The 19,620-nt window shown below is 63.4% G+C and carries 19 protein-coding genes and 1 pseudogene; 12 read left to right on the top strand and 8 right to left on the bottom strand.

Annotated elements, in window-relative coordinates; genetic code table 11:
* The first annotated feature begins 26 nt into the window (after nucleotides 1-26).
* The 8 genes from V473_RS11805 (at nucleotide 27) to V473_RS11770 (ending at nucleotide 7,389) form a co-directional block, all read left to right on the top strand.
* A complete protein-coding gene (locus V473_RS11805) occupies nucleotides 27-1,088 on the top strand; it encodes an efflux RND transporter periplasmic adaptor subunit (protein WP_066604198.1) in 1,062 nt (353 codons plus the stop codon).
* The gene (locus V473_RS11800) at nucleotides 1,088-4,192 is read left to right on the top strand and encodes an efflux RND transporter permease subunit (protein WP_066604196.1); all 3,105 of its coding nucleotides are present in this window, start codon (nucleotides 1,088-1,090) and stop codon (nucleotides 4,190-4,192) included. The genes V473_RS11805 and V473_RS11800 overlap by 1 nt, the downstream gene beginning before the upstream one ends.
* A 26-nt stretch (nucleotides 4,193-4,218) precedes the next feature.
* Nucleotides 4,219-4,767, top strand: coding sequence for a TspO/MBR family protein (locus V473_RS11795; protein WP_066604195.1), 549 nt, complete (start codon nucleotides 4,219-4,221; stop codon nucleotides 4,765-4,767).
* Nucleotides 4,768-4,810: 43 nt separating this feature from the next.
* Nucleotides 4,811-5,110 (top strand): accessory factor UbiK family protein, encoded by a 300-nt coding sequence (locus tag V473_RS11790; protein ID WP_066604193.1) that lies wholly within the window; start codon nucleotides 4,811-4,813, stop codon nucleotides 5,108-5,110.
* Nucleotides 5,111-5,165: 55 nt separating this feature from the next.
* The gene (locus tag V473_RS11785; RefSeq protein ID WP_066604191.1) at nucleotides 5,166-5,672 is read left to right on the top strand and encodes a type III secretion system chaperone family protein; all 507 of its coding nucleotides are present in this window, start codon (nucleotides 5,166-5,168) and stop codon (nucleotides 5,670-5,672) included.
* Between the two features lie 4 nt (nucleotides 5,673-5,676).
* Entirely contained in the window at nucleotides 5,677-6,504 is an 828-nt protein-coding gene (locus tag V473_RS11780) for a pyrroline-5-carboxylate reductase family protein (protein WP_066604189.1), read from the top strand.
* A 62-nt stretch (nucleotides 6,505-6,566) separates the two neighbouring features.
* On the top strand, nucleotides 6,567-7,070 hold the full coding sequence (locus tag V473_RS11775; protein ID WP_066604186.1) for an asparaginase domain-containing protein: 504 nt from the start codon (nucleotides 6,567-6,569) through the stop codon (nucleotides 7,068-7,070).
* Between the two features lie 76 nt (nucleotides 7,071-7,146).
* The gene (locus V473_RS11770) at nucleotides 7,147-7,389 is read left to right on the top strand and encodes a hypothetical protein (RefSeq protein WP_066604184.1); all 243 of its coding nucleotides are present in this window, start codon (nucleotides 7,147-7,149) and stop codon (nucleotides 7,387-7,389) included.
* A 94-nt stretch (nucleotides 7,390-7,483) separates the two neighbouring features.
* Here the strand turns inward: V473_RS11770 and V473_RS11765 are convergent, their stop codons facing one another.
* From V473_RS11765 to V473_RS11750, 4 genes are all read right to left on the bottom strand, one after another.
* Nucleotides 7,484-8,011 carry a CarD family transcriptional regulator gene (locus V473_RS11765; RefSeq protein WP_007709832.1) on the bottom strand — a complete coding sequence of 176 codons (528 nt, stop codon included), beginning with the start codon at nucleotides 8,009-8,011 and terminating at the stop codon, nucleotides 7,484-7,486.
* Between the two features lie 244 nt (nucleotides 8,012-8,255).
* Nucleotides 8,256-8,594 carry a ferredoxin FdxA gene (gene fdxA / locus V473_RS11760; protein WP_066604179.1) on the bottom strand — a complete coding sequence of 113 codons (339 nt, stop codon included), beginning with the start codon at nucleotides 8,592-8,594 and terminating at the stop codon, nucleotides 8,256-8,258.
* A 132-nt stretch (nucleotides 8,595-8,726) separates the two neighbouring features.
* Complete coding sequence (locus V473_RS11755) at nucleotides 8,727-9,023, bottom strand: RNA-binding S4 domain-containing protein (protein ID WP_066604172.1); 297 nt, start codon at nucleotides 9,021-9,023, stop codon at nucleotides 8,727-8,729.
* Nucleotides 9,016-11,847, bottom strand: coding sequence for a helicase-related protein (locus tag V473_RS11750; protein WP_066604168.1), 2,832 nt, complete (start codon nucleotides 11,845-11,847; stop codon nucleotides 9,016-9,018). The genes V473_RS11755 and V473_RS11750 overlap by 8 nt, the downstream gene beginning before the upstream one ends.
* Nucleotides 11,848-11,939: 92 nt before the next feature.
* Here V473_RS11750 and V473_RS23580 point away from each other — a divergent pair, with 92 nt between their 5' ends.
* Complete coding sequence (locus V473_RS23580) at nucleotides 11,940-12,287, top strand: hypothetical protein (protein WP_148648368.1); 348 nt, start codon at nucleotides 11,940-11,942, stop codon at nucleotides 12,285-12,287.
* 30 nt (nucleotides 12,288-12,317) lie between these two features.
* Nucleotides 12,318-13,388 (top strand): annotated as a pseudogene (locus tag V473_RS22950) (BNR-4 repeat-containing protein); the annotation flags it as partial.
* Nucleotides 13,389-13,390: 2 nt separating this feature from the next.
* Here the strand turns inward: V473_RS22950 and V473_RS23575 are convergent.
* Nucleotides 13,391-14,203 (bottom strand): O-fucosyltransferase family protein, encoded by an 813-nt coding sequence (locus V473_RS23575; RefSeq protein WP_148648367.1) that lies wholly within the window; start codon nucleotides 14,201-14,203, stop codon nucleotides 13,391-13,393.
* Between the two features lie 326 nt (nucleotides 14,204-14,529).
* Here V473_RS23575 and V473_RS11745 point away from each other — a divergent pair, with 326 nt between their 5' ends.
* Entirely contained in the window at nucleotides 14,530-16,059 is a 1,530-nt protein-coding gene (locus tag V473_RS11745; RefSeq protein WP_066604165.1) for a M23 family metallopeptidase, read from the top strand.
* Nucleotides 16,060-16,159: 100 nt separating this feature from the next.
* Complete coding sequence (locus tag V473_RS11740; RefSeq protein WP_066604161.1) at nucleotides 16,160-16,939, top strand: nucleotidyltransferase family protein; 780 nt, start codon at nucleotides 16,160-16,162, stop codon at nucleotides 16,937-16,939.
* 86 nt (nucleotides 16,940-17,025) lie between these two features.
* Here V473_RS11740 and rnhA read toward each other — a convergent pair whose 3' ends face one another.
* From rnhA to ispH, 3 genes are all read right to left on the bottom strand, one after another.
* Complete coding sequence (rnhA, locus tag V473_RS11735) at nucleotides 17,026-17,472, bottom strand: ribonuclease HI (RefSeq protein ID WP_066604160.1); 447 nt, start codon at nucleotides 17,470-17,472, stop codon at nucleotides 17,026-17,028.
* Nucleotides 17,473-17,577: 105 nt separating this feature from the next.
* Nucleotides 17,578-18,555, bottom strand: coding sequence for a homoserine kinase (gene thrB, locus V473_RS11730; protein ID WP_066604158.1), 978 nt, complete (start codon nucleotides 18,553-18,555; stop codon nucleotides 17,578-17,580).
* A gap of 3 nt (nucleotides 18,556-18,558) precedes the next feature.
* The gene (ispH, locus tag V473_RS11725; RefSeq protein WP_066604156.1) at nucleotides 18,559-19,518 is read right to left on the bottom strand and encodes a 4-hydroxy-3-methylbut-2-enyl diphosphate reductase; all 960 of its coding nucleotides are present in this window, start codon (nucleotides 19,516-19,518) and stop codon (nucleotides 18,559-18,561) included.
* Nucleotides 19,519-19,620: the final 102 nt, after the last annotated feature.

Below are 19,620 nucleotides of genomic sequence, written 5' to 3'. Positions count from 1 at the left end.
CAGCAAAGGCTCTTCACCCCGTCATCATGCGTCCCATTGTCCCCGTCCTTCTGCTTGCCCTGTCCCTCGTCGCCTGCGGAGGAGAACAGGAAAAGAAGCCTCGCGCCGTCCCGCTGGTGGAGGTGCAACCCATTACGCTCGCCGCCTTCACCGACAATCTGGAAGCGGTCGGCACGGCACTCGCCAATGAACAAGTGGTGCTGTCCGCGCCAGTGACCGAACGGATCGAGGCGCTCAACTTCTCCGATGGCGGCTATGTCGCCAAGGGGCAGGTGATCGCCCGGCTGGCGGTGGGGCAGGAACAGGCCGAACTCGCCTCCGCCGAAGCGACCGCGTTGCAGGCGACCCAGCAACTCCAGCGCATCCAGGCGCTCAAGAGCCGGGGCTTCGCCACCGGCGCGACGCTGGAGCAGCAGGTCGCGCTCGCCAACGCGGCCCGCGCCAATGCGCAACTGGCCCGCGCCTCGATCGGCGACCGGGTGATCCGCGCCCCCTTTTCCGGCTGGGTCAGTCTGCGCACCGTATCGCCCGGCGCGATCGTGACGGCCGGCACCGCGATCGCCACCGTCAGCGACATCAGCCGCATCAAGCTGGACTTCACCATTCCCGAAACCCGGCTGGCGATGATCCGCGAAGGGATGACGATCAAGGCGGTGTCCGCCGCCTGGCCCGATCGACCGTTCAACGGCGCGATCGCCACCATCGATCCTGTGATCGACCCCGCCACCCGCGCGGTGCGGGTGCGGGCGATCCTGCCCAATCCCGACAAGGCGCTGAAACCCGGCATGTTGCTGACCGTCAGCGTGATCGCGCGCCAGCGGCAGTCCTTGTCCGTGCCCGAACTGGCGCTGGTCGGCGACGGCGACGATCGCTTCGTCTTCGTTATCCAGGATCGCACGGCGAAGCGGGTCAAGGTCGAAACCGGCATCCGCCAGGATGGCCGGGTCGAGATATTGGGCGGCCTCAAGGCAGGGCGGAAGGTCGTGACCGAAGGGGTGGTCAAGCTGACCGACGGGGTGACGGTGCGACTGCCGGGCGATAAGGCTGATACAAAGCCCAGGGACGGTTCCGGCAAGGCGGCCGGCTGATGCAGCTATCCGATCTTTCGGTTCGCCGCCCGGTCTTCGCCGCGGTCGTCGCGGTCCTGCTGTGCATCATCGGCGTCGTCGGCTATATGAGCCTGTCGGTGCGCGAATATCCCGATACCGACCCGCCGATCGTGTCGGTCGAAACCACCTATACCGGCGCGGCTGCGTCCGTGGTGGAAACCCGCATCACCCAATTGATAGAGGATGGCGTGGCGGGGGTGCAGGGCATCCAGACCATCACCTCCACGTCGCAGGACGGCACGTCCGACATCAACATCGAATTTGATCCGTCGCGCGATATCGACAGTGCCGCCAATGATGTGCGCGACCGTGTGGGGTCGGTGGTGGAGGATTTGCCGGAGGACGCGCTGCCGCCCGAAATCCGCAAGGTGGATTCCGATGCCCGCGCCATCCTGTTCCTGTCCTTTTCCCGCCCCGGCTGGTCGTCGATCCAGATCAGCGACTATCTCGATCGCAACGTGGTCGATCGTTTCGCCGCGATCGATGGCGTCGCCCGCGCCAATATCAGCGGCGAAGCGCGGCCCTCCACCCGTATCTGGTTCAACGCCGAAAAGCTGGCCGCCTTCGGCCTGACCCCGGCCGATGTCGAAACCGCGCTGCGCAGCCAGAATGTCGAACTGCCCGCCGGGCGCTTCGAATCGCAGGACCAGAACCAGACCCTGCGCGTCGAACGGCCCTTCGCCACGCCCGATCAGTTCGCGCAGCTTGTCGTCGGCCGCGGCACGGACGGTTATCAGGTCAAGCTGGGCGATGTCGCCCGGATCGAGGAAGGCGCGGAAAATCCCTATAGCAGCTTCCGTTCCAATCAGGGGACGGCGATCGGCATCGGTATCATCCGCCAATCGGGCGCGAACACGCTGGACGTCGCGCAAAAGGCCAAAGCGCTGATAAAAGAGCTGGAGCCGACCCTGCCGCAGGGGATGCGCATCGCGATCGGCACCGACGAATCGCTGTTCATCGAACGGGCGATCGAGAATGTCTATGACACGCTGATAGAGGCGGCGCTGCTGGTCATCCTCGTCATCTTCCTGTTCTTGGGGTCGGTGCGCGCGACGATCGTGCCCGCGGTCACCGTGCCGATCTGCCTGCTCGCGACCTGCGCGGTCATGTGGTTGCTGGGCCTGTCGATCAATCTGCTCACTCTGCTCGCCTTTGTCCTGGCGATCGGCCTGGTGGTCGATGATGCGATCGTCGTGCTGGAAAATGTCTATCACCGGATCGAACAGGGGGAAGACCCGCTGGTCGCCGCCTATCTCGGCACGCGGCAGGTCGGCTTTGCGATCATCTCGACCACGCTGGTCGTATGCGCCGTCTTCGTACCCGTCATGTTCCTCGCCGGCCAGACCGGACTGCTGTTCCGCGAACTCGCCATTGCGATGATCGCCGCGATCGCCTTTTCCGGCTTCATTTCGCTCAGCCTCGCGCCAATGCTCTGTTCCAAACTGCTGAAAAATGCGGAGCGCGGTCGTTTCGCGCGTTGGATCGACGATCGGTTCCAGCGACTGGAAAATGGCTATGCCCGCTGGCTGGATGGCGCGCTGGGCAAGCCGCTGCTGCCGCTGCTGGGCGTATTGCTGTTCCTGGGCGCTGCGGGCTTCTTCTTTGCCGGCCTGCCGAGCGAACTGGCCCCGGCCGAGGATACCGGCGTGGTCGAAGCGCAGATCAGCGCGCCCGAAGGCACGGGTTTCGACCGGATGATGGCTTATATGAAGAAGATCGAGGATGATCTCGCTTTCCTGCGCAAGGACGGGACGCTCCAGAATCTGGTGATCCGCACCCCGTCCGGCTTTGGCGCGACCGACGATTTCAATGGCGGTAACGTCATCGCCTTCCTGCGGCCATGGGAAGATCGGACCATCACAACCGCGCAAGTCGCAACCATGGTCAACAAGGTGATCGCCGACCAGCCCGGCGTGCGCGGCAATGCCGCGCCGCGATCGGGGCTGGGGCGCGGGCGCGGACTGCCGGTCAATATCGTGCTGGCCGGCTCCACTTACGAAGGGCTGGTCGCCGCGCGCGACCGGATCATGGCCGCCGCCGCCGACTATCCGGGGCTGATCAACCTCGACAGCGACTATAAGGAAACCAAGCCGCAGATGCGGATCGAGACGAACCTGGCGCGGGCAGGCGATCTGGGCGTGTCGGTCAACGATGTCAGCCAGGCGCTGCAAAGCCTGCTCGGTTCCCGCCGCGTCGGCACCTATGTCGACCGGGGCGAAGAATATCGCGTGCTGGTGCAGGCCGAGGAGGAAGGCCGTCAGACCGTGGCCGACCTCGATCGCATCAACGTCCGCTCCCGCACCGGCGCTCTGGTGCCGTTATCTGCGCTGGTCACAGTGCGCGAAGTCGCCGGACCGCGCCAGCTCAACCGTTACAACAAGCTGCGCGCCATCACCCTGACCGCCGCGCTGGCGCCGGGCACTTCGCTGGGGCAGGGCCTTGCCTTTCTGGAGGATCAGGCCCGCCAGTCGCCCGAAGTGCTGGCCATCGGCTATCGTGGCGAAAGCCAGTCGTTGCGCGAAACCGGCGGATCGATCTGGCTGGTCTTCGGCCTCACAATCCTGATCGTCTATCTGCTGCTCGCCGCCCAGTTCGAAAGCTTCATCCATCCCGGCGTCATCATCGCCACGGTGCCGCTGGCGGTGGCGGGCGGCGCGCTGGGGCTGGCGATCACCGGCGGTTCGATCAACCTCTACAGCCAGATCGGCATCGTCATGCTGGTGGGGCTGGCGGCCAAGAACGGCATCCTGATCGTAGAGTTCGCCAACCAGTTGCGCGACGAGGGGATGGAGGTCGCGGACGCCATTCGCGAAGCCGCCAAGCGCCGCCTGCGCCCGATCCTGATGACATCCATCGCGACCGTGATCGGCGCGGCGCCGCTGGTCATTCGCGGCGGCGCGGGGGCGGCGGCGCGCCACTCGATCGGGACGGTCGTCGTGTTCGGCGTCAGCCTCGCGACCCTCATCACTTTATTCCTGATCCCGATCTTCTATTCCCGCGTTGCCAAGCGGACAGTTTCTCCGCAAACCGTTGGCCGCAAGCTGGATTCGGCGCTCAAGGATTCGCCCGATCCCGCCGAATGACTGGCTTTTCTGGAGCTGCGTTGCCGATGAACGAGATTGCGTCCCCCGGTCAGTTGCGTCTTGCCTATCTGCGCTGGGCGCTGGTCACGGTGCCGGCGATCGTCTTTCTGGGTTTCCTGTCGGGCCGCCTCGCCAATAGCGGCTATGGCAATCGCTGGTTCGATGCGCTGGAAAAGCCCGCCTTGATGCCGCCGGGCTGGGCGTTCGGGGTGGCCTGGACAATCCTCTACGTGATGATGGCGCTGGCCTTCGCGATCGTGCTGCACGCCCGCGGAGCGACGGGGCGGGGTGCGGCGATCGCCCTGTTCCTGGTCCAATTGCTGCTTAATCTCTGCTGGTCGCCGCTTTTCTTTCGCGCGCATCAGGTGGGCAGCGCGCTGGCGCTGATCCTCATCATTTTCGTGACTGTCGCCGCTACCACTGCGCTTTTCTGGCGGATCAGGCGGCTCGCCGGCGTGCTGCTGCTGCCCTATCTGGCGTGGCTGGCCTTCGCCGCCTTCCTCAACTATGAGATCGGCCGCCTGAACCCCGATGCGGCGACCCTTGTCGCCCCGGCGCTCAGAACCCAGATATGATTTATGGGCGCGCCGATCGCGCGCCGCACAGAGGATAAAGGCAATGCAGAGCGAAAACCGCTTTTTCGACGATCTCGCCAAGCTGGTGAACGGCGCCGCTGGCACCGTGGCGGGCATGGGCCGCGAATTCGAAACCAACGCGCGCGAGCGGGCGAAGGAATGGATCGGCGGCATGGAATTCGTGTCGCGCGAGGAATTTGACGCGGTCAAGGCGATGGCCGCCGCCGCGCGCGAGGAAGTCGAACTGCTCAAGGCCCGGCTCGACGCGCTGGAAGGCAAGGCCGGCGAACCCGTCACCAAGACCGTCAAGGCGGCCAAGCCGAAGCCCAAGGACGCGGACTGATCCTGCCCTACCCTTGTGTCTGTCCTTTCACGGTAGGCGGTGATAAGGCGCGCCGATGATGGATAGCGACGAATTTGAACATGGCGGCGGGGAAGCCGCGCCGATCGATATGCTGGCGGCCTATTTCGAAGCGCATGGCTGGACGTTCGAGCAGGTCGGCGAAGATGAGATCGTCGCGAACACCCAAGGATCGTGGGCGCAATATGAGCTGCGCGGCATCTGGCGTGACGAGGATCAGGTGCTCCAGTTGCTGGCGCTGCCCGACATCCGCGTGACCGAGGAGAAGCGCGGCACCATCTACGAGACGCTGGGCCTCATCAATGAACAGCTGTGGCTGGGCCATTTCGAGCTGTGGTCGTCGAGCGGCATCATCCTGTTCCGCCATGGCGCGCTGCTCGGCGCGGGCGGCACCTTGACGCTCGACCAGGCGCAGTTGCTGGTCGAAACCGCGATCGACGAATGCGAGCGCTTCTATCCGGTGTTCCAGTTCGTGCTCTGGGGCGGCAAGTCGCCGTCGGAGGCGATCTCCGCCAGCCTGATCGAAACCCGCGGCGAGGCCTGATCCGATGACGCAGACCGGTGTCGATCATCCTTTCCCCGATCATCTCTTCCTGGTCGGCTGCGGCAATATGGCGGGGCAGATGCTGTCCCGCTGGCTCGACTGCGGCCTCGACCGTGAGCGCGTGACGGTCTTGCGCCCCAGCGGCAGGCCGGTGACCGATGGTGTGGCGGTTATGACCGACTATCCAGCTGCGCTCCCCGCAGGGACCACCGTCCTGCTGGGCATGAAGCCCTATCAGATCGCCGATGTCGCCGTTGCGCTGGCGCCGCTATGCGTCGCCGACACGCGCATCGTCTCGATCCTCGCCGGCACGACGCTCGCCGATCTGCGCGCCCGTTTCCCAGTCGCCCGCGACATCGTGCGCGCCATGCCCAACCTGCCCGTCGGGCTGGGCGAGGGGGTGACGGCGCTGTTCACCGACGATGTGACCTCGGCGCAGGCCAAGATGGACGTCGCCGCTTTGATCGAACCGCTGGGCCTGGTCGAATGGATCGCCGATGAAGCGCTGTTCAATCAGGTGACGGCGCTGTCGGGCTGCGGCCCCGCCTTCCTCTTCCGCTTCGTCGACGCGCTGGCGCAGGCGGGCGAGGCGATCGGCATTCCCGCCGATCAGGCCGCGCGCATGGCGCTGGCGACGGTGCAGGGATCGGCCAATATGGCCGCCCGCGCCAATGATGGTCCGGGCGTGCTGGCCGACCGCGTCGCCAGCCCCGGCGGCATGACGCGCGAGGGACTGAACGCCCTCGACGCCGATGACCGGCTGCTGACGTTGCTGATCGATACGCTGGCCGCCGCCCGCGACCGCGGCGAAGCGATGGCGCGCGGCGCATAAGGGCGGTTTCGAGGGGAAGGCTTTTGCGCTAAGGCGCGCGCTTACCGACCCCGGAGTCCGCCATGTTGTCCCCCGATACCCCGATCCTGCTTCTCACCACCGGCGGGACAATCGACAAAATCTATTTCGACGCCCTGTCCGACTATCAGGTCGGCGAAACCGTGATGGCGAAGCTGTTGGACGTCGCGCGCGTCAAGCGCCCCTTCCGTATCGAGGAAGTGACGCGCAAGGACAGTCTGGAACTGGACGACAGCGATCGCGCGCTGATCTACGCCCGCGTCGCCGCGGCGGCGGAAAAGCACATCGTCATCACCCATGGCACCGACACCATGACCGACACGGCCAGGCAGCTTGCCGGGATCGACGGCAAGACCATCGTGCTGGTCGGCGCGCTCGCGCCCGCGCGCTTTGGCGAGAGCGACGCCAGCTTCAACCTCGGCATGGCGTTCGCCACGGCTCAGGTGGCGCAGCCGGGCGTTTATATCACCATGAGCGGGTCGGTGTTTCGCGCCGACAAGGTGGTCAAGGACCGCGCCAAGGGCGCCTTCGTCCCGCTCTTGGAGTAAGTCGGTCGTTTCTGACCCGGAACCTTGTCATGCATCTGCGCATTGATCGCGCAGGGTATGACGAGGAGAAAGAGACATGAGCGATTATCAGGAGCGTCCGGTCACGACGACGACCGTGATCGAAAAGCGCAGCAGCGGCGGCACGATGTTCGCGGTCCTGCTGCTGGTGGTTGTGGTGGCGGTGGCGGCCTTTTTCCTGGTCAGTAGCCAGACGAGCAAGGACAACGCCGTGTCGAGCGCCGCCACGCAAGTCGGCCAGGCCGCCAGCGATGTCGGCGACGCGGCCAAGGATGCCGCCGGCGCCGCCAAGAGCGAGTGATCGCGGTCCGACCCGGCATAATGTCGGCATGAAAAAGGGGCGTTCCGATCATCGGAACGCCCCTTTTCTGTCTCAGCCTGACGGCGTGGGCCGATCAGCCTTCGACCTTGGCATATTTGGGCGCGGCTTCGTTCAGGATGCGCAGGATCTTCTTCAGAGCGGTCGGCTCGTCCGTCTCTTCCATCGCGGCGAGTTCGCGGGCGAGGCGGCTGGACGCCGCTTCAAAGATCTGACGTTCGGAATAGCTCTGTTCGGGCTGGTCGTCGGCCCGGAACAGGTCGCGCGTCACTTCGGCGATCGACACCAGGTCGCCCGAATTGATCTTCGCTTCATATTCCTGCGCGCGGCGCGACCACATGGTCCGCTTGACCTTGGGCTTGCCCTTGAGGGTTTCCATCGATTCCTCCAGCGTCTTGTTGGAGGACAGTTTGCGCATACCGACGCCTTCGGCTTTATTGGTAGGCACGCGCAGCGTCATGCGCTCTTTTTCGAAACGGAGCACGTACAGCTCCAATTCCATGCCCGCGATCTGCTCCTTCTGCAGTTCGATCACACGGCCAACGCCGTGCTTGGGGTAAACGACATAATCACCAACGTCAAAGGACAGCGCCTTGGCAGCCATTTGATACCTTTCCAATTCAACCGGGGAACGGGCCGTCGCGGGGCAGATGTGCAAGAGACATATGCCGGGAGGTCCACGGCGCCACCGTCATGACATGAAGCGTATTCTCCAGGGCCGGGCAGGGGGATGTCCGGCCGTTGGAGCGCTATTTAGCAGATTCGTAACAAAATTACCACCCCCGGACATAATGGCCGGGAGCGTGGCGCAAAACGGGACGCTGGATGGACGACGCGGGCCGCGCGGATCAGTTGCCCGCGCCGGGCTCGGCCGAGAAGAATTTCTCCAGCTTGCCTTCTACGCCGTTCATCTCTTCGGCATCGGCGGGGGCATCGCCCTTGACCGTGATATTGGGCCATTCGGCTGAGAATTTGGTGTTCAGTTCCAGCCATTTTTCGAGGCCGTTCTCAGTATCGGGCAGGATCGCCTCGGCCGGACATTCCGGCTCGCACACGCCGCAGTCGATGCATTCGCTGGGGTTGATGACCAGCATATTCTCGCCCTCGTAGAAACAATCGACAGGGCAGACCTCGACGCAATCCATGAATTTGCAGCGGATGCAGTTGTCGGTCACGACATAGGTCATTGTCAGGGCACTCTTGGCTTGGAAAACGCCGTCCTGCTATGCTTAGGCAGGCCGAAGGTCAATGAGGATATTGTTGCCCGATGTTTAGGACCGGTTTGACCGAGCGGCTGAGGCTGCCCCTATGATGCGCGCTCACGCGCCGATCGTCAGTTCCTCGTAGCAGCCCTGCGCTTCGGGCGCGGGGCCGCGGCGCGTGGGAAGCTGGATCACGCGCACCACGCGCACCGCGTCGCCATGGGGGAAGGTGATGAGGTCGCCCGTGCGCACCGGCGCGTGGGCGCGCTCGATGCGGCGGCCGTTGAGGCGGATATGGCCGGTTTCGGCCAGCTTTTGCGCGTTCGACCGGCTGGAGCACAGCCGGACGAACCACAGATATTTGTCGATGCGCAGGCTCGGCCCATGGCCGATGCCGGTCACCGGGTTAGTCATTGCGGCCGAGCAGGTCGGCGAGCCCCGCAAAGGCGTTGTTGACCGGGGCCGGGCTGCTGCGATGCGCCGGGGCGCCCGCGCGGTCGCGCTGCTGGCGCTCTCCGCCGGACTTGGCGCCACCGGACTTTCCGCCAGCGGGCTTGCCACCGCCGCGCTTGCCCTCACTCGGCTGGCCATCGCCCTGCTTGTCGGCGCGGCGCGGTCCGCGCGCTTGCTGTCCCCGTTCGGGCCGTGGCTTTTGCCGGCCTTTGAACACCCAGTTCGCGGCGTTGACGACAGGGGCTTCTGCGCCCTCTGCCCCCTTGGTCGGCTCTGCCCCTTCGACCGCTTCGACGCCCTCCGTGACCGCGACGGGCGCTGGGGCAGGGGCCTCCACAGGGCGGAACCCCGCAAGGCGCATCAATTGCAGGAAGGAGGGTTCGGACAGGCCCAGCGACACGATCTGCGGGCTGACATGGGTGAAGGCCTCGTTCCTGGCGATGGCTTCATGGGCGGTGCGGGCCATGCGTTCGGCCATGTCGATGCGCAGCATCTGCTCACCAAAGCCGCGGAAGCCGGCGATGCGCGCGCCCATCTGTTCGAATTTCTCGCCTGCCGGGATCAGGGTGAGGCCGGGGCCGGGCAGCGGCAGGCAGGGCTTGCCGATTCGCACGGCCATCAGCGCAGAGCGCCAGCGCGCCGCGCCCGGCTTCAACAGGCCGGGATGATAGATGTCGAGCACGCCGATATCGATGCCCGCCTTGCGCAGAAGGTGGCGCTGGTCCTTGTCGAGATGGCCGAGCGCCGAATCGAGGTCGATGCGCGCGATAACGCCGCCCGCATCGCCCAGTTGCGCGAACACGGCGCGGACCACGGCGGGCACTTCGGGGTCGAGCGCACAGTCGTTCATCTTGACCAGCGGCAGGAGATGCTTCTGCTTCTGCGCATCGAACCAGGCGGCCAGGCGCGTGGCGACCTGCTTCTGCACATCCTGATCCAGGTCAAGAATCGCGCGATCCAGCCGAATTTCTGGCGCGAGCAGGCTTGGCCCCGCCAGCAGCGTCGCCACCGGCGTTTCGCCCCAGGCGATGCGTGGGGCCTGTCCTGCTTCGTCCATGAGCGCGAAATCCGTATCCGCCGCGCCCATCAGTTCGTCTGCCTTCACTCGCAATACCTTTCCAAGGCGCCGTTCCGCGGCCGCCAGCAACATCTTTCGATCCTGATGTCGCGTAGCGGGATCGACCGAGAATCGGAAGCCGTCAAGTTTTCCGATCGTCTCGCCATCGACACAGACGCTCCCGTCCGGGTCCACGACGACCGGCAGGTTGCTGGCGTTCTGCCCGATATCGCGCAGCAGGACCGAGGTGCGCCGGTCCACGAAACGCTGCGTCAGCGCGGCGTGCAGCGCATCGGACAGCTTCTCCTCCAGCGCGCGGGTGCGCTCCGCCATCTCGGCGGGATATTCCAGCCAGTCGGGGCGATGGGCGATATAGGACCAGGTGCGCGCCGCCGCGATCCGGCCCGACAGCGTGTCGATATCGCCCTGCACCGAATCGAGTCGCGCCAGATTCTGTGCGAACCAGTCGCGGGGGATGTAACCCCCTCCCGAACCAAGGCTTTCTTCCGACAGGAAGCGCCAGATGCGGTTGACGACGCGGGCGTGATGGTCCGCGCCCAGTTTCTGGAAATCGGGCAGGCTGCTGGCGGCCCAAAGCCGTTCGACCTGGTGTTTGGTCCGCACCCGCTCGATCACTAGCGGATCTTCGGCCAGCCGCTTGAGCACGGCCAGGTCCACCGCTTGCGGCGCGGCGCGCAGTTCGGGGCGGTCGGGGCGCTCCTCCAGATCGGCGATCAGCAGGTCGAGCCGGTCGGTGCGCGGCGTGCCATCGCGCCAGAAAAGCTGCTCGATCGGCGGGAAACGATGCGCTTCGATCGCTTCAATCTCTTCGGGCGTGAAGGCGGCATCGCCTTCCTCCCCTCCTAAGCTGCCGAAGGTGCCGTCCTTGTGGTGGCGGCCCGCACGCCCGGCGATCTGCGCCATTTCGCTGACGGTCAGGCGGCGGGTGCGATGGCCATCGAACTTGCGCAGCGAAGCGAAGGCGACATGCGCGACGTCGAGGTTGAGGCCCATGCCGATCGCATCGGTGGCGACCAGATAGTCGACGTCGCCATTGAGGAACATCTGCACCTGCGCGTTGCGGGTGCGGGGGGACAGCGCGCCCATCACCACCGCCGCGCCGCCGCGAAAGCGCCGCAGCATCTCGGCGACGGCATAGACCTCTTCGGCGGAGAAGGCGACGATGGCAGAGCGTTTGGGCAGTCGGGAGAGCTTCTTCGCGCCGGCATAGGAAAGGGTGGAAAAGCGCGGGCGGCCGATGATGTCGATATCGGGGACCAGCGACTTGACGACACGGGCGATGCTGGCGGACCCCAGGATCATCGTTTCCTCCCGGCCCCGCGCCCGCAGCAGCCGGTCGGTGAAAATATGGCCGCGTTCCGGGTCGGCGCCTAGCTGCGCCTCGTCCAGCGCGACGAAGGCGTAATCCTTAAGACCGTTAGGGGCGCCTCCGGCCTGCAGGCCTATGTCGATTGGCATCGATTCGGCCGTACAGAGAAAATAGCGCGCCTGGGGCGGCACGATCTTTTCCTCGCCGGTGATGAGCGCGACCTGCTCCGGCCCCTTGATCGCGACGACGCGGTCATAGACTTCGCGCGCCAGCAGCCGCAGCGGAAAGCCCATCATGCCGCTCGAATGGCCGCACATCCGCTCGACTGCGAGATGGGTCTTGCCGGTATTGGTGGGACCCAGGACGGCGGTGATGGGGGAACGGGCGAACTGGGCCATGGTCCACCCTATGTCGGGTAAGCGGAGTTTATTCGCAACCCGGCATTTGATTTGCTCTTTGGAAGCGAAGGCGACACGAAAAGGCTGACAGCATGAACTTTGCGGACCGTCGGAGGTTTCTATCGCAGATGCGAAGTGGAAATGCCTTTATGAAAATGCGCAGTGAAGCAGGGTTTGGTCTTTTGGCGATGGTTTTGCCGTTGTCGCATGTGGTTTCAGCAAATGCGCAGCCTGTACGTTGTGCAGAGGCGAAATCTGACAGTTCCGTAGCGGGCTGGAATATGGTGCGGCTTGGTGACGCCTGGTCTGGCGTTAATGTTACCTATCCTGCGATTAAGCATAAAGGGAATATCTATTTCGGCTTTTACGATGCTGATCGACGGTTGAGTGTTGCGAAATATGATCCCAAAACGAAGCGGCTTTGTGTAGGTCGAATCTGATCTGTTTTCGCGGGCTGGGATAGTCATAACGGCATTGCTATGGCATTTGATGCTCAAGACAGATTGCATATCGCCGGCAATATGCATGTATCTCCGCTAATCTACGCTCGTGCGACATCCCCCAATAGCGTGGATAGTTTTGTACTGCAAAAAATGGTCGGCACAGAGGAAAATAGAACTACTTACCCGCGTTTCGACCATGACAATTCAGGGCGTCTGATCTTTATTTATAGATCGGGCGGGAGCGGTGACGGCAAATGGATAATCAACGTCCTTCATGGAACGAAATGGAGCAGGGTGAATGCTTCGGCATTTTTGGCCGATCACGATCAGGAAGGGCCACTTTCTGCGTATCCTACTGACTTCGTGCGCGGCGATGATGGGACGTTCCATTTAGCAATTGTATGGCGTCGGAAGTCCGACCCGGCGACGAATTTTCTTGTAAGCTATGCTTCAACCAGAGATTTTAAAAATTGGTATGGCGCAGGAGGGCGTCGAATTGGCCATATCCTCGATCCAAAAACCGCTGAAACGGTCGATCATGTCGGCGCGAATGGCGGATTGGTCACGAAAGTGGGTTTGTCGCTTGATCAGGCTGGCACACCAAAGATCGCCTATTCTAAATACACGGCTGATGGTCATAACTCACTGAGTTTGGCGAGCTTTTCGTCGGGTCGATGGACCAGTAGGATGATAGCGAAAAGTGATAACCCCAACAAGGTTTCCAGTAGAGCCAATGCCATGAGGAGCGATGTCGTGCGTTTTGCGCAGTTCGATGCCAAGGGCGCATCCATCATAGTGACCTTTCCTGATGAAAAGCCCCGAAAGGTTGGTTTTCAGTCGACAAAGGGCAACGCATCGCCATCGCATGGAAAAGGGAGGCGTGTGCAAGGTCCACCGATTCCCGCAATACCAAAAGGATTGCTGCAGGCGACTTTGAGGAGGGTTGCCGTTTTGGAGGCGGACGGAAAGCCAAGCGAAGCAGTCATCCAATATTTCGCACAAAGCGCCAAGCGAGATCGTGCCATTGATTGCACGAAAACCGAAGCCCGCGCGTGCGCGCCGCCAGCTTCGCCCATTTTGCTCATGTGGCGCCGGTAATTTCACATAGCGGCTCGCTTTTTAGCAAATGGGCCAGGAACGCTATACAAATAATGCGCCGGCTCTGATTCCAATAATAATTTTGCTGTCCTGTATAGCATATTGCTAAAGCTGGACTGATGCAGCCCAACATAAGCTGGAGTTAATATTCCAATTTCAAAGTCGAGATTGGCATTTTTAATACTGCTTTCAGGGAATTGAAACTTATCCATAAGGTCGGACTTAAATATCAAGTCGATTCCCAATCTGTCACGCGCTTCATCTTTTATTTCTTCAGTGGTCCAAGGCATGGCTTTCTGGTCACAAAAAACGAGCCAACGCTTGTATCCCTTTAATTCAGAAGTGTTCGCTACCTTAATCAAAATATCATATGGTGTAAGCAAAAATGTTCCACCTGGTTTCTTTTCCAACAATTTGCGCGCATGATGTTGCCAATCTTCTTCTACTCTAAGTTGTACTGCGGCGGTGTTATTTCCAAGATATTTTGATATATTCGACGCTAGATCGCGGAGCGGCGGTGAAGCGCGTAAAGCGCCTAGAAAACGCCCGAAAAACTCTACATTATCTGGATCGGCTATAGCTTCACAGCCATAATCAAAACATTGTTTCCACGGTACCATGATGCGACCGGGAGAACTTGGCCGAGAAAGATTTTCACTCTGCATCCAAGATTTAACTTTGCCAATGTCAAATACTTCGGCAATGTCTACCCAGGAATGTTCAACCAATTCAGATTTCTTGGCGCTGAAATCAATAATTTTTGACGGAACGATCGCGCCGCCTCCCTTTTGCTTCGCAAAGGCAGAGTAAGCCAAACAAACACATTTTCTGATTATTCAATCCTGCCCGTGCCGGCTTTGGCCGAGTCATGAAAATGCTGTCTGTTCCGTCTGATTCGATAATATCCATAACGCCAATCTATAAGCTCCCCCATTTTCCGCGCAACACCGCTGTAATTTCCAGTAGTCGTCAAAACGAAAGCGGATAAGCGTGATCTGCGCACGCTCCGTCGCCGTGTTGGGCAGCGTATGTGGCCATTAAATTGACTTTAACCCTGTGCGTTCACAACAGTCCCGCTCACGCATGGCGCGGGGGACGTTGCCGGCGCAGCAATGATAAAGATGCCTTTGGGGTCGCGGGTTTGTTTCAGGAAAGCCAGTTCGGGTCGCAGCAGGGCGGCGCATCCATGTCGCTATGGATGGCCGATGCGCTTGGGCGCGCGCCCATGGCGGCGCCCAAGGATTGGCGGGCACGCCTGCGCGAATGGGCCGATGAAGTCGAACTGGTCCCGGACCTCGCCGAGCGGGTTGGCAGCCGCACTTGGTTCCGCGGTCTCTTTACCTGTTTCGGCCTGTGCGCCACCGCCCTTTATCTTTCGCCCAGTTTCCAGCCGATTCCCGGCCTGTCCGGCGCGCCTCTGAGCGACGCGCATTATGACGAAGTGCGCAGCCAGATGATGACGCCGCTCGCACTGGGCGCGGACAGCGGCCGGCATATGGGCGCGACCGATGCGGTGCAGCCGCTGCGCGAAACCCCCGAACGCCCGCAGATCGAACTGAGCGCGCAGATCGGCAGTAGCGACACGCTGCCCCGCGCGCTGTCGCGCGCCGGGGTCAGCAGCGGTGACGTCGCGACGATCATGTCCATGGTCGGCGGCGATATGAGTGGCGGGTTGAAGCCTGGCACCCGGCTCGACATCATCTTGGGCCGCCGCGCCAGCCGCGACCGGCCCCGGCCGCTCGACAAGCTGGCGTTTCGCGCACGGCTCGACCTGGCGCTGGAACTGACGCGGGCGGGCGGCGTGCTGTCGGTCAAGCGCGTGCCCATCCGCGTCGACAATACGCCGCTGCGCATCCAGGGGGTGGTCGGCGACAGCATTTATCGCTCCGCCCGCGCGTCCGGCGCGCCGCCCAAGGCGGTGCAGGCCTTCCTGCGCGTGATCGCGGGGCAGGTCGATCTGGGCGGCATCGGCGCGGGCGACCGTTACGACATCGTCACGGAATATCGCCGCGCGGAGACGGGCGACGTGGAGGTAGGCGACCTGCTCTATGCCGGGCTGAAGCGTGCGCGCGGCAAGTCAGTCGACATGCTCAAATGGACCAGGGACGGGCGGACCGAATGGTTCGAGGCGTCGGGCGTCGGCGAACGGCGCGGCGTGCTGTCCGCCCCGGTCGCCGGGCGCATGTCGTCGGGCTATGGCCAGCGCCGCCATCCGATCCTGGGCTATACGCGGATGCACGCGGGCATCGACTTCGCGGCCCGCTACGGCTCCCCCATCTATGCCGTCACCGACGGCGTGGTCGCCTTTGCCGGGCGGCATGGCGGCCATGGCAATTATGTCCGCATCCAGCATGGCGGCGGCCTCGCCACCGGCTATGCGCATATGAGCCGCATCGCCGCGGCGCCGGGCCAGCGGGTGCGACGCGGCCAGGTGATCGGCTATGTCGGATCGACCGGCCTGTCGACCGGGCCGCATCTCCATTATGAATTGTATCGCAACGGCGCGACGGTCAATCCGCTGTCGGTGAAATTCACCACCACCGCGCAACTGGCGGGGGCGGAACTGGCGGCGTTTCGGGCGCGGCTGGCGCAATATCAGGGGCTGCGCGTGGGAATCCACGAGGCGTTCGCGCAAAAGGCCGCGGCGGCTCCGGCGGCGGCGGGCAAATAAGCGGCTTTTCGCACGCCGCCCGCTCCGCTTTTCCTGTTTTTCCGCATTCTGCGAGTCGTCGTCTGTTCCAGCCGACTTGAGAATGTTCTAGGGCGCGGCGATGACTGGTTCCATCACCGCCATCCTGCTCGCGGGCGCACGCCCCATCGCCGATCCGCTGGCCACCGCCGCCGGGGTGCCGGTCAAGCCGCTGGTTCCGGTCGGGGGCGAACCGATGATCAACCGTCCCGCCCGCGCGCTGCTCGACCATCCCGCGATCGGGCAGGTCATCGTGCTGACGCAGCGGCCCGACGTCTTCGCCGCCGATCCGGCTACCGCCTGGCTGGCCGACCATCCGCACGTCCGGTTCGAGACGGGCGGGCAGGGGATCGCCTCGTCGCTGCTGGCGTTGCTGGAGCGGGGCGACCTGCCGTTTCCGATCCTGCTGACCACGGCGGACCATGTGCTGCTCGACCGGACGATGCTCGACCAGTTCGTGGCGGAAGCGAGCGGCGCGGACATCGCCGTCGCCATGGTGGAACGGGCGACATTGCTGGCGCGCTATCCCGATTCGCGGCGGACCTGGCTCAAATTCCGCGATGGCTGGTGGTCGGGCGCGAACATTTTCTGGTTCGGCAGCAACAAGGCGCGTCCGGTGATCGCGCTGTGGCAGGAGGTGGAGCAGGACCGCAAAAAGGGGTGGAAGATATTGGCCGCCTTCGGGCCTTTCGCCCTGCTGGGCGCTCTGTTGCGGGTGATGACGCTGCGCGGCGGCATGGGGCGGATCGGGCGGAAATTCGGCCTGACCGCGCGGCTGGTGGCAATGGACAGCCCGGAAGCGTGCATCGATGCCGACAAGCCGGCGGACGTGACGCTGATCGAGGCGATTTTGCGGGGGTAAGTGAAAAGCGCCATGGGTTCTCGCCTTCGCGGGAACACGCGGCCTTTTCTATGTCTCGACTGCGCTCGATACGAACGGTAGGCCTGTCACCGTCGAAAGCTCTCCGCCGCGGCGCAGGCGAGCGCATCGGCGCGCTCGTTTTCCGGGTGGCCGGCATGGCCCTTGACCCATTGCCAGGTCACCTGATGGGGGGCGATCGCCTTCACCAGCAATTGCCAGATTTCGACATTCTTGACCGGCTTGTTGTCCGCGGTGCGCCAGCCGCGCTTCTGCCAGCCGAAAATCCATTTGGTGATGCCGTCCAGCACATATTTGCTGTCGGTATAAATGGTCACCTTGCACGGCTTTTTCAGCATGTTGAGCGCCTCTACCGCCGCCATCATCTCCATGCGGTTGTTGGTCGTCTGCGCCTCGCCGCCGGAAATTTCCTTTTCCGTATCGCCAAAGCGCAGCACCGCGCCCCAACCGCCGGGGCCGGGATTGCCCTTGCAAGCGCCGTCGGTGAAAATGTCTACGGTGGGGAGGTCGGTCATTTAATCGGAAAACCTATAATCCCGTTCGCCCTGAGCCTGTCGAAGGGCTTTCCTTTCTTCAAGGGAAGAAAAGGCTTCGACAGGCTCAGCCCGAACGGCTTGTGCTTATTGTCCCAGCAACGCCGCCGGGTCGGCCTTCGCGTAAAAATCCAGCCGGCGCAGATAGGCGAGCGGGTCTTTGCGCGTTACCAGCGCGTCGGCCGGGGTGTTGATCCAGTCATAGGCGCGGGTCAGCAGGAAGCGCAAAGCCGCGCCGCGGCAGAGGATCGGGAAGGCGGCGTGTTCTGCCTCGCTCAGCCCATGGGCCTCCATATAACCCGCACCGATCGCCGCGCCGCGCGCGCCATACCAGGTCGCGCCGTCATTGCTGAAGCACCAGGCGCTGTGGGTGACGGCCAGGTCATAGGCGCGGATGTCGGTGCAACTGAAATAAAAGTCGATCAGGCCCGTCACCGCTTCGTCCAACATCAGCACATTGTCGGGGAAAAGGTCGGCATGGATGACCGAGCGGGGCAGGTCGGTGAGCCAGTGGGCATCGAGAAACGCCAGTTCTTCGCTCACGCGCGCGGCCAGGCCCGGCGCGATCTGGTCGAAATCATCGCCGCATTTCGCCGCCAGGTCATGCCAGCCAGCGATGTCGAGCGCATTGCGGCGTTCACCCGCAAAGCCCTGCGCCGCGCGGTGCAATTCGCCCAGCGCCGCGCCAGCGGCGCGGGCTTGTCCGGGGGTCGGCTCAGTGACGGAAATGCCGGTCAGAAATTCGATCAGGCAGGCGGGGCGACCTGACAATTGCTGAAGCCGCCTGCCCTCGCGATCGGCGATGAAGCGCGGCACCAGGCATCCGCGCGCGCCCAGATGATCGAGCAAGTCCATGAAAAAGGGCAGGTCCGCCTCATCCACCCGCTTTTCATAGAGCGTCAGGATATAACGATGCCCCGCACCGTCCGCGCCGGTGGTTTCCAGCAGGTAATTGCTGTTCTCAACCCCCTCGGCGATCCCCTTGGCCGATACCAGCCGGCCGGCGTCGTAGCGGGTGAGGAAGGCGTCGATCTCTTCGGCGGGAACATGGGTATAGACGGCCATGGTTCAGGCGGCCTCCAGTCCACGGGGCAGCTTGAAGGCGATCGTCTCGCGCGCGGTTTCCACCTGCTCTTCCTCGACGGAGAAGCGTTCCGCCAGCCGATCGACCACTTCGCGCACTAATATCTCCGGCGCGGAGGCACCCGCGGTCAGGCCCAGCGTCGTCACGCCGTCCAGCCAGTCGAAGTCGATTTCACTGGCGCGCTGAATCAGACGGGCGGGCGTGCCTTCGCGCTCCGCCACTTCCACCAGCCGCAGCGAGTTGGAGCTGTTGGGCGCGCCGATGACGTAGAGCGCCTGGCAGCGGGCGGCGATCGCCTTTACCGCGGTCTGGCGATTGGACGTGGCATAGCAGATATCCTCGCCCTTGGGTGCGGCGATGGTGGGGAAGCGGCGTTCCAGCGTGGCGACGATCGCGGCGGTATCGTCCACCGACAGCGTCGTCTGGGTCAGGAAAGCCAGATTGTCGGGGTCGGCGGCGGCGAAAGCCTCCGCATCTTCGACCGTCTCGACCAGGGTCATCGCGCCGTCCGGCACCTGGCCGAAGGTGCCGATCACTTCGGGATGGCCCTTATGCCCGATGAACAGGATGTGGCGTCCGGCCTCCACCTGCCGCTCCGCCTGGCGATGGACCTTGCTGACCAGCGGGCAGGTAGCGTCGAGATAGTCCAGGCCGCGCTGCTCCGCCTTGGCCGGCACCGCCTTGGGCACGCCATGGGCGGAAAAGACGACCGGCACGCCATCGGGCACCTGGTCCAGGCTTTCGACGAAGATCGCGCCCTTGGCCTTCAGTCCGTCGACGACATATTTGTTGTGGACGATTTCGTGGCGGACATAGACCGGCGCGCCATAGGCCTCGATCGCCTTTTCGACGATGATGATCGCGCGGTCGACCCCGGCGCAAAAGCCGCGCGGCGCGGCGATCAGGAGCTTCATCGGCGGGCGGGCGAAGGGCGCGTGCGTCATGCCCTGCCGCTTAGGCGAATGTGCGGCCGGAAGAAAGAGCGAACCGGACGAAGACGCGCACCCGAAAGCCGCGTCCTTGCAGTTGCGTGGCGGGCGGTGGAT

Source organism: Sphingobium cupriresistens LL01, from assembly GCF_001046645.1.
Taxonomy (GTDB): domain Bacteria; phylum Pseudomonadota; class Alphaproteobacteria; order Sphingomonadales; family Sphingomonadaceae; genus Sphingobium; species Sphingobium cupriresistens.
The sequence above is the reverse complement of the archived record's forward strand: the minus strand, read 5'-3'. Positions and strand labels throughout refer to the sequence as shown.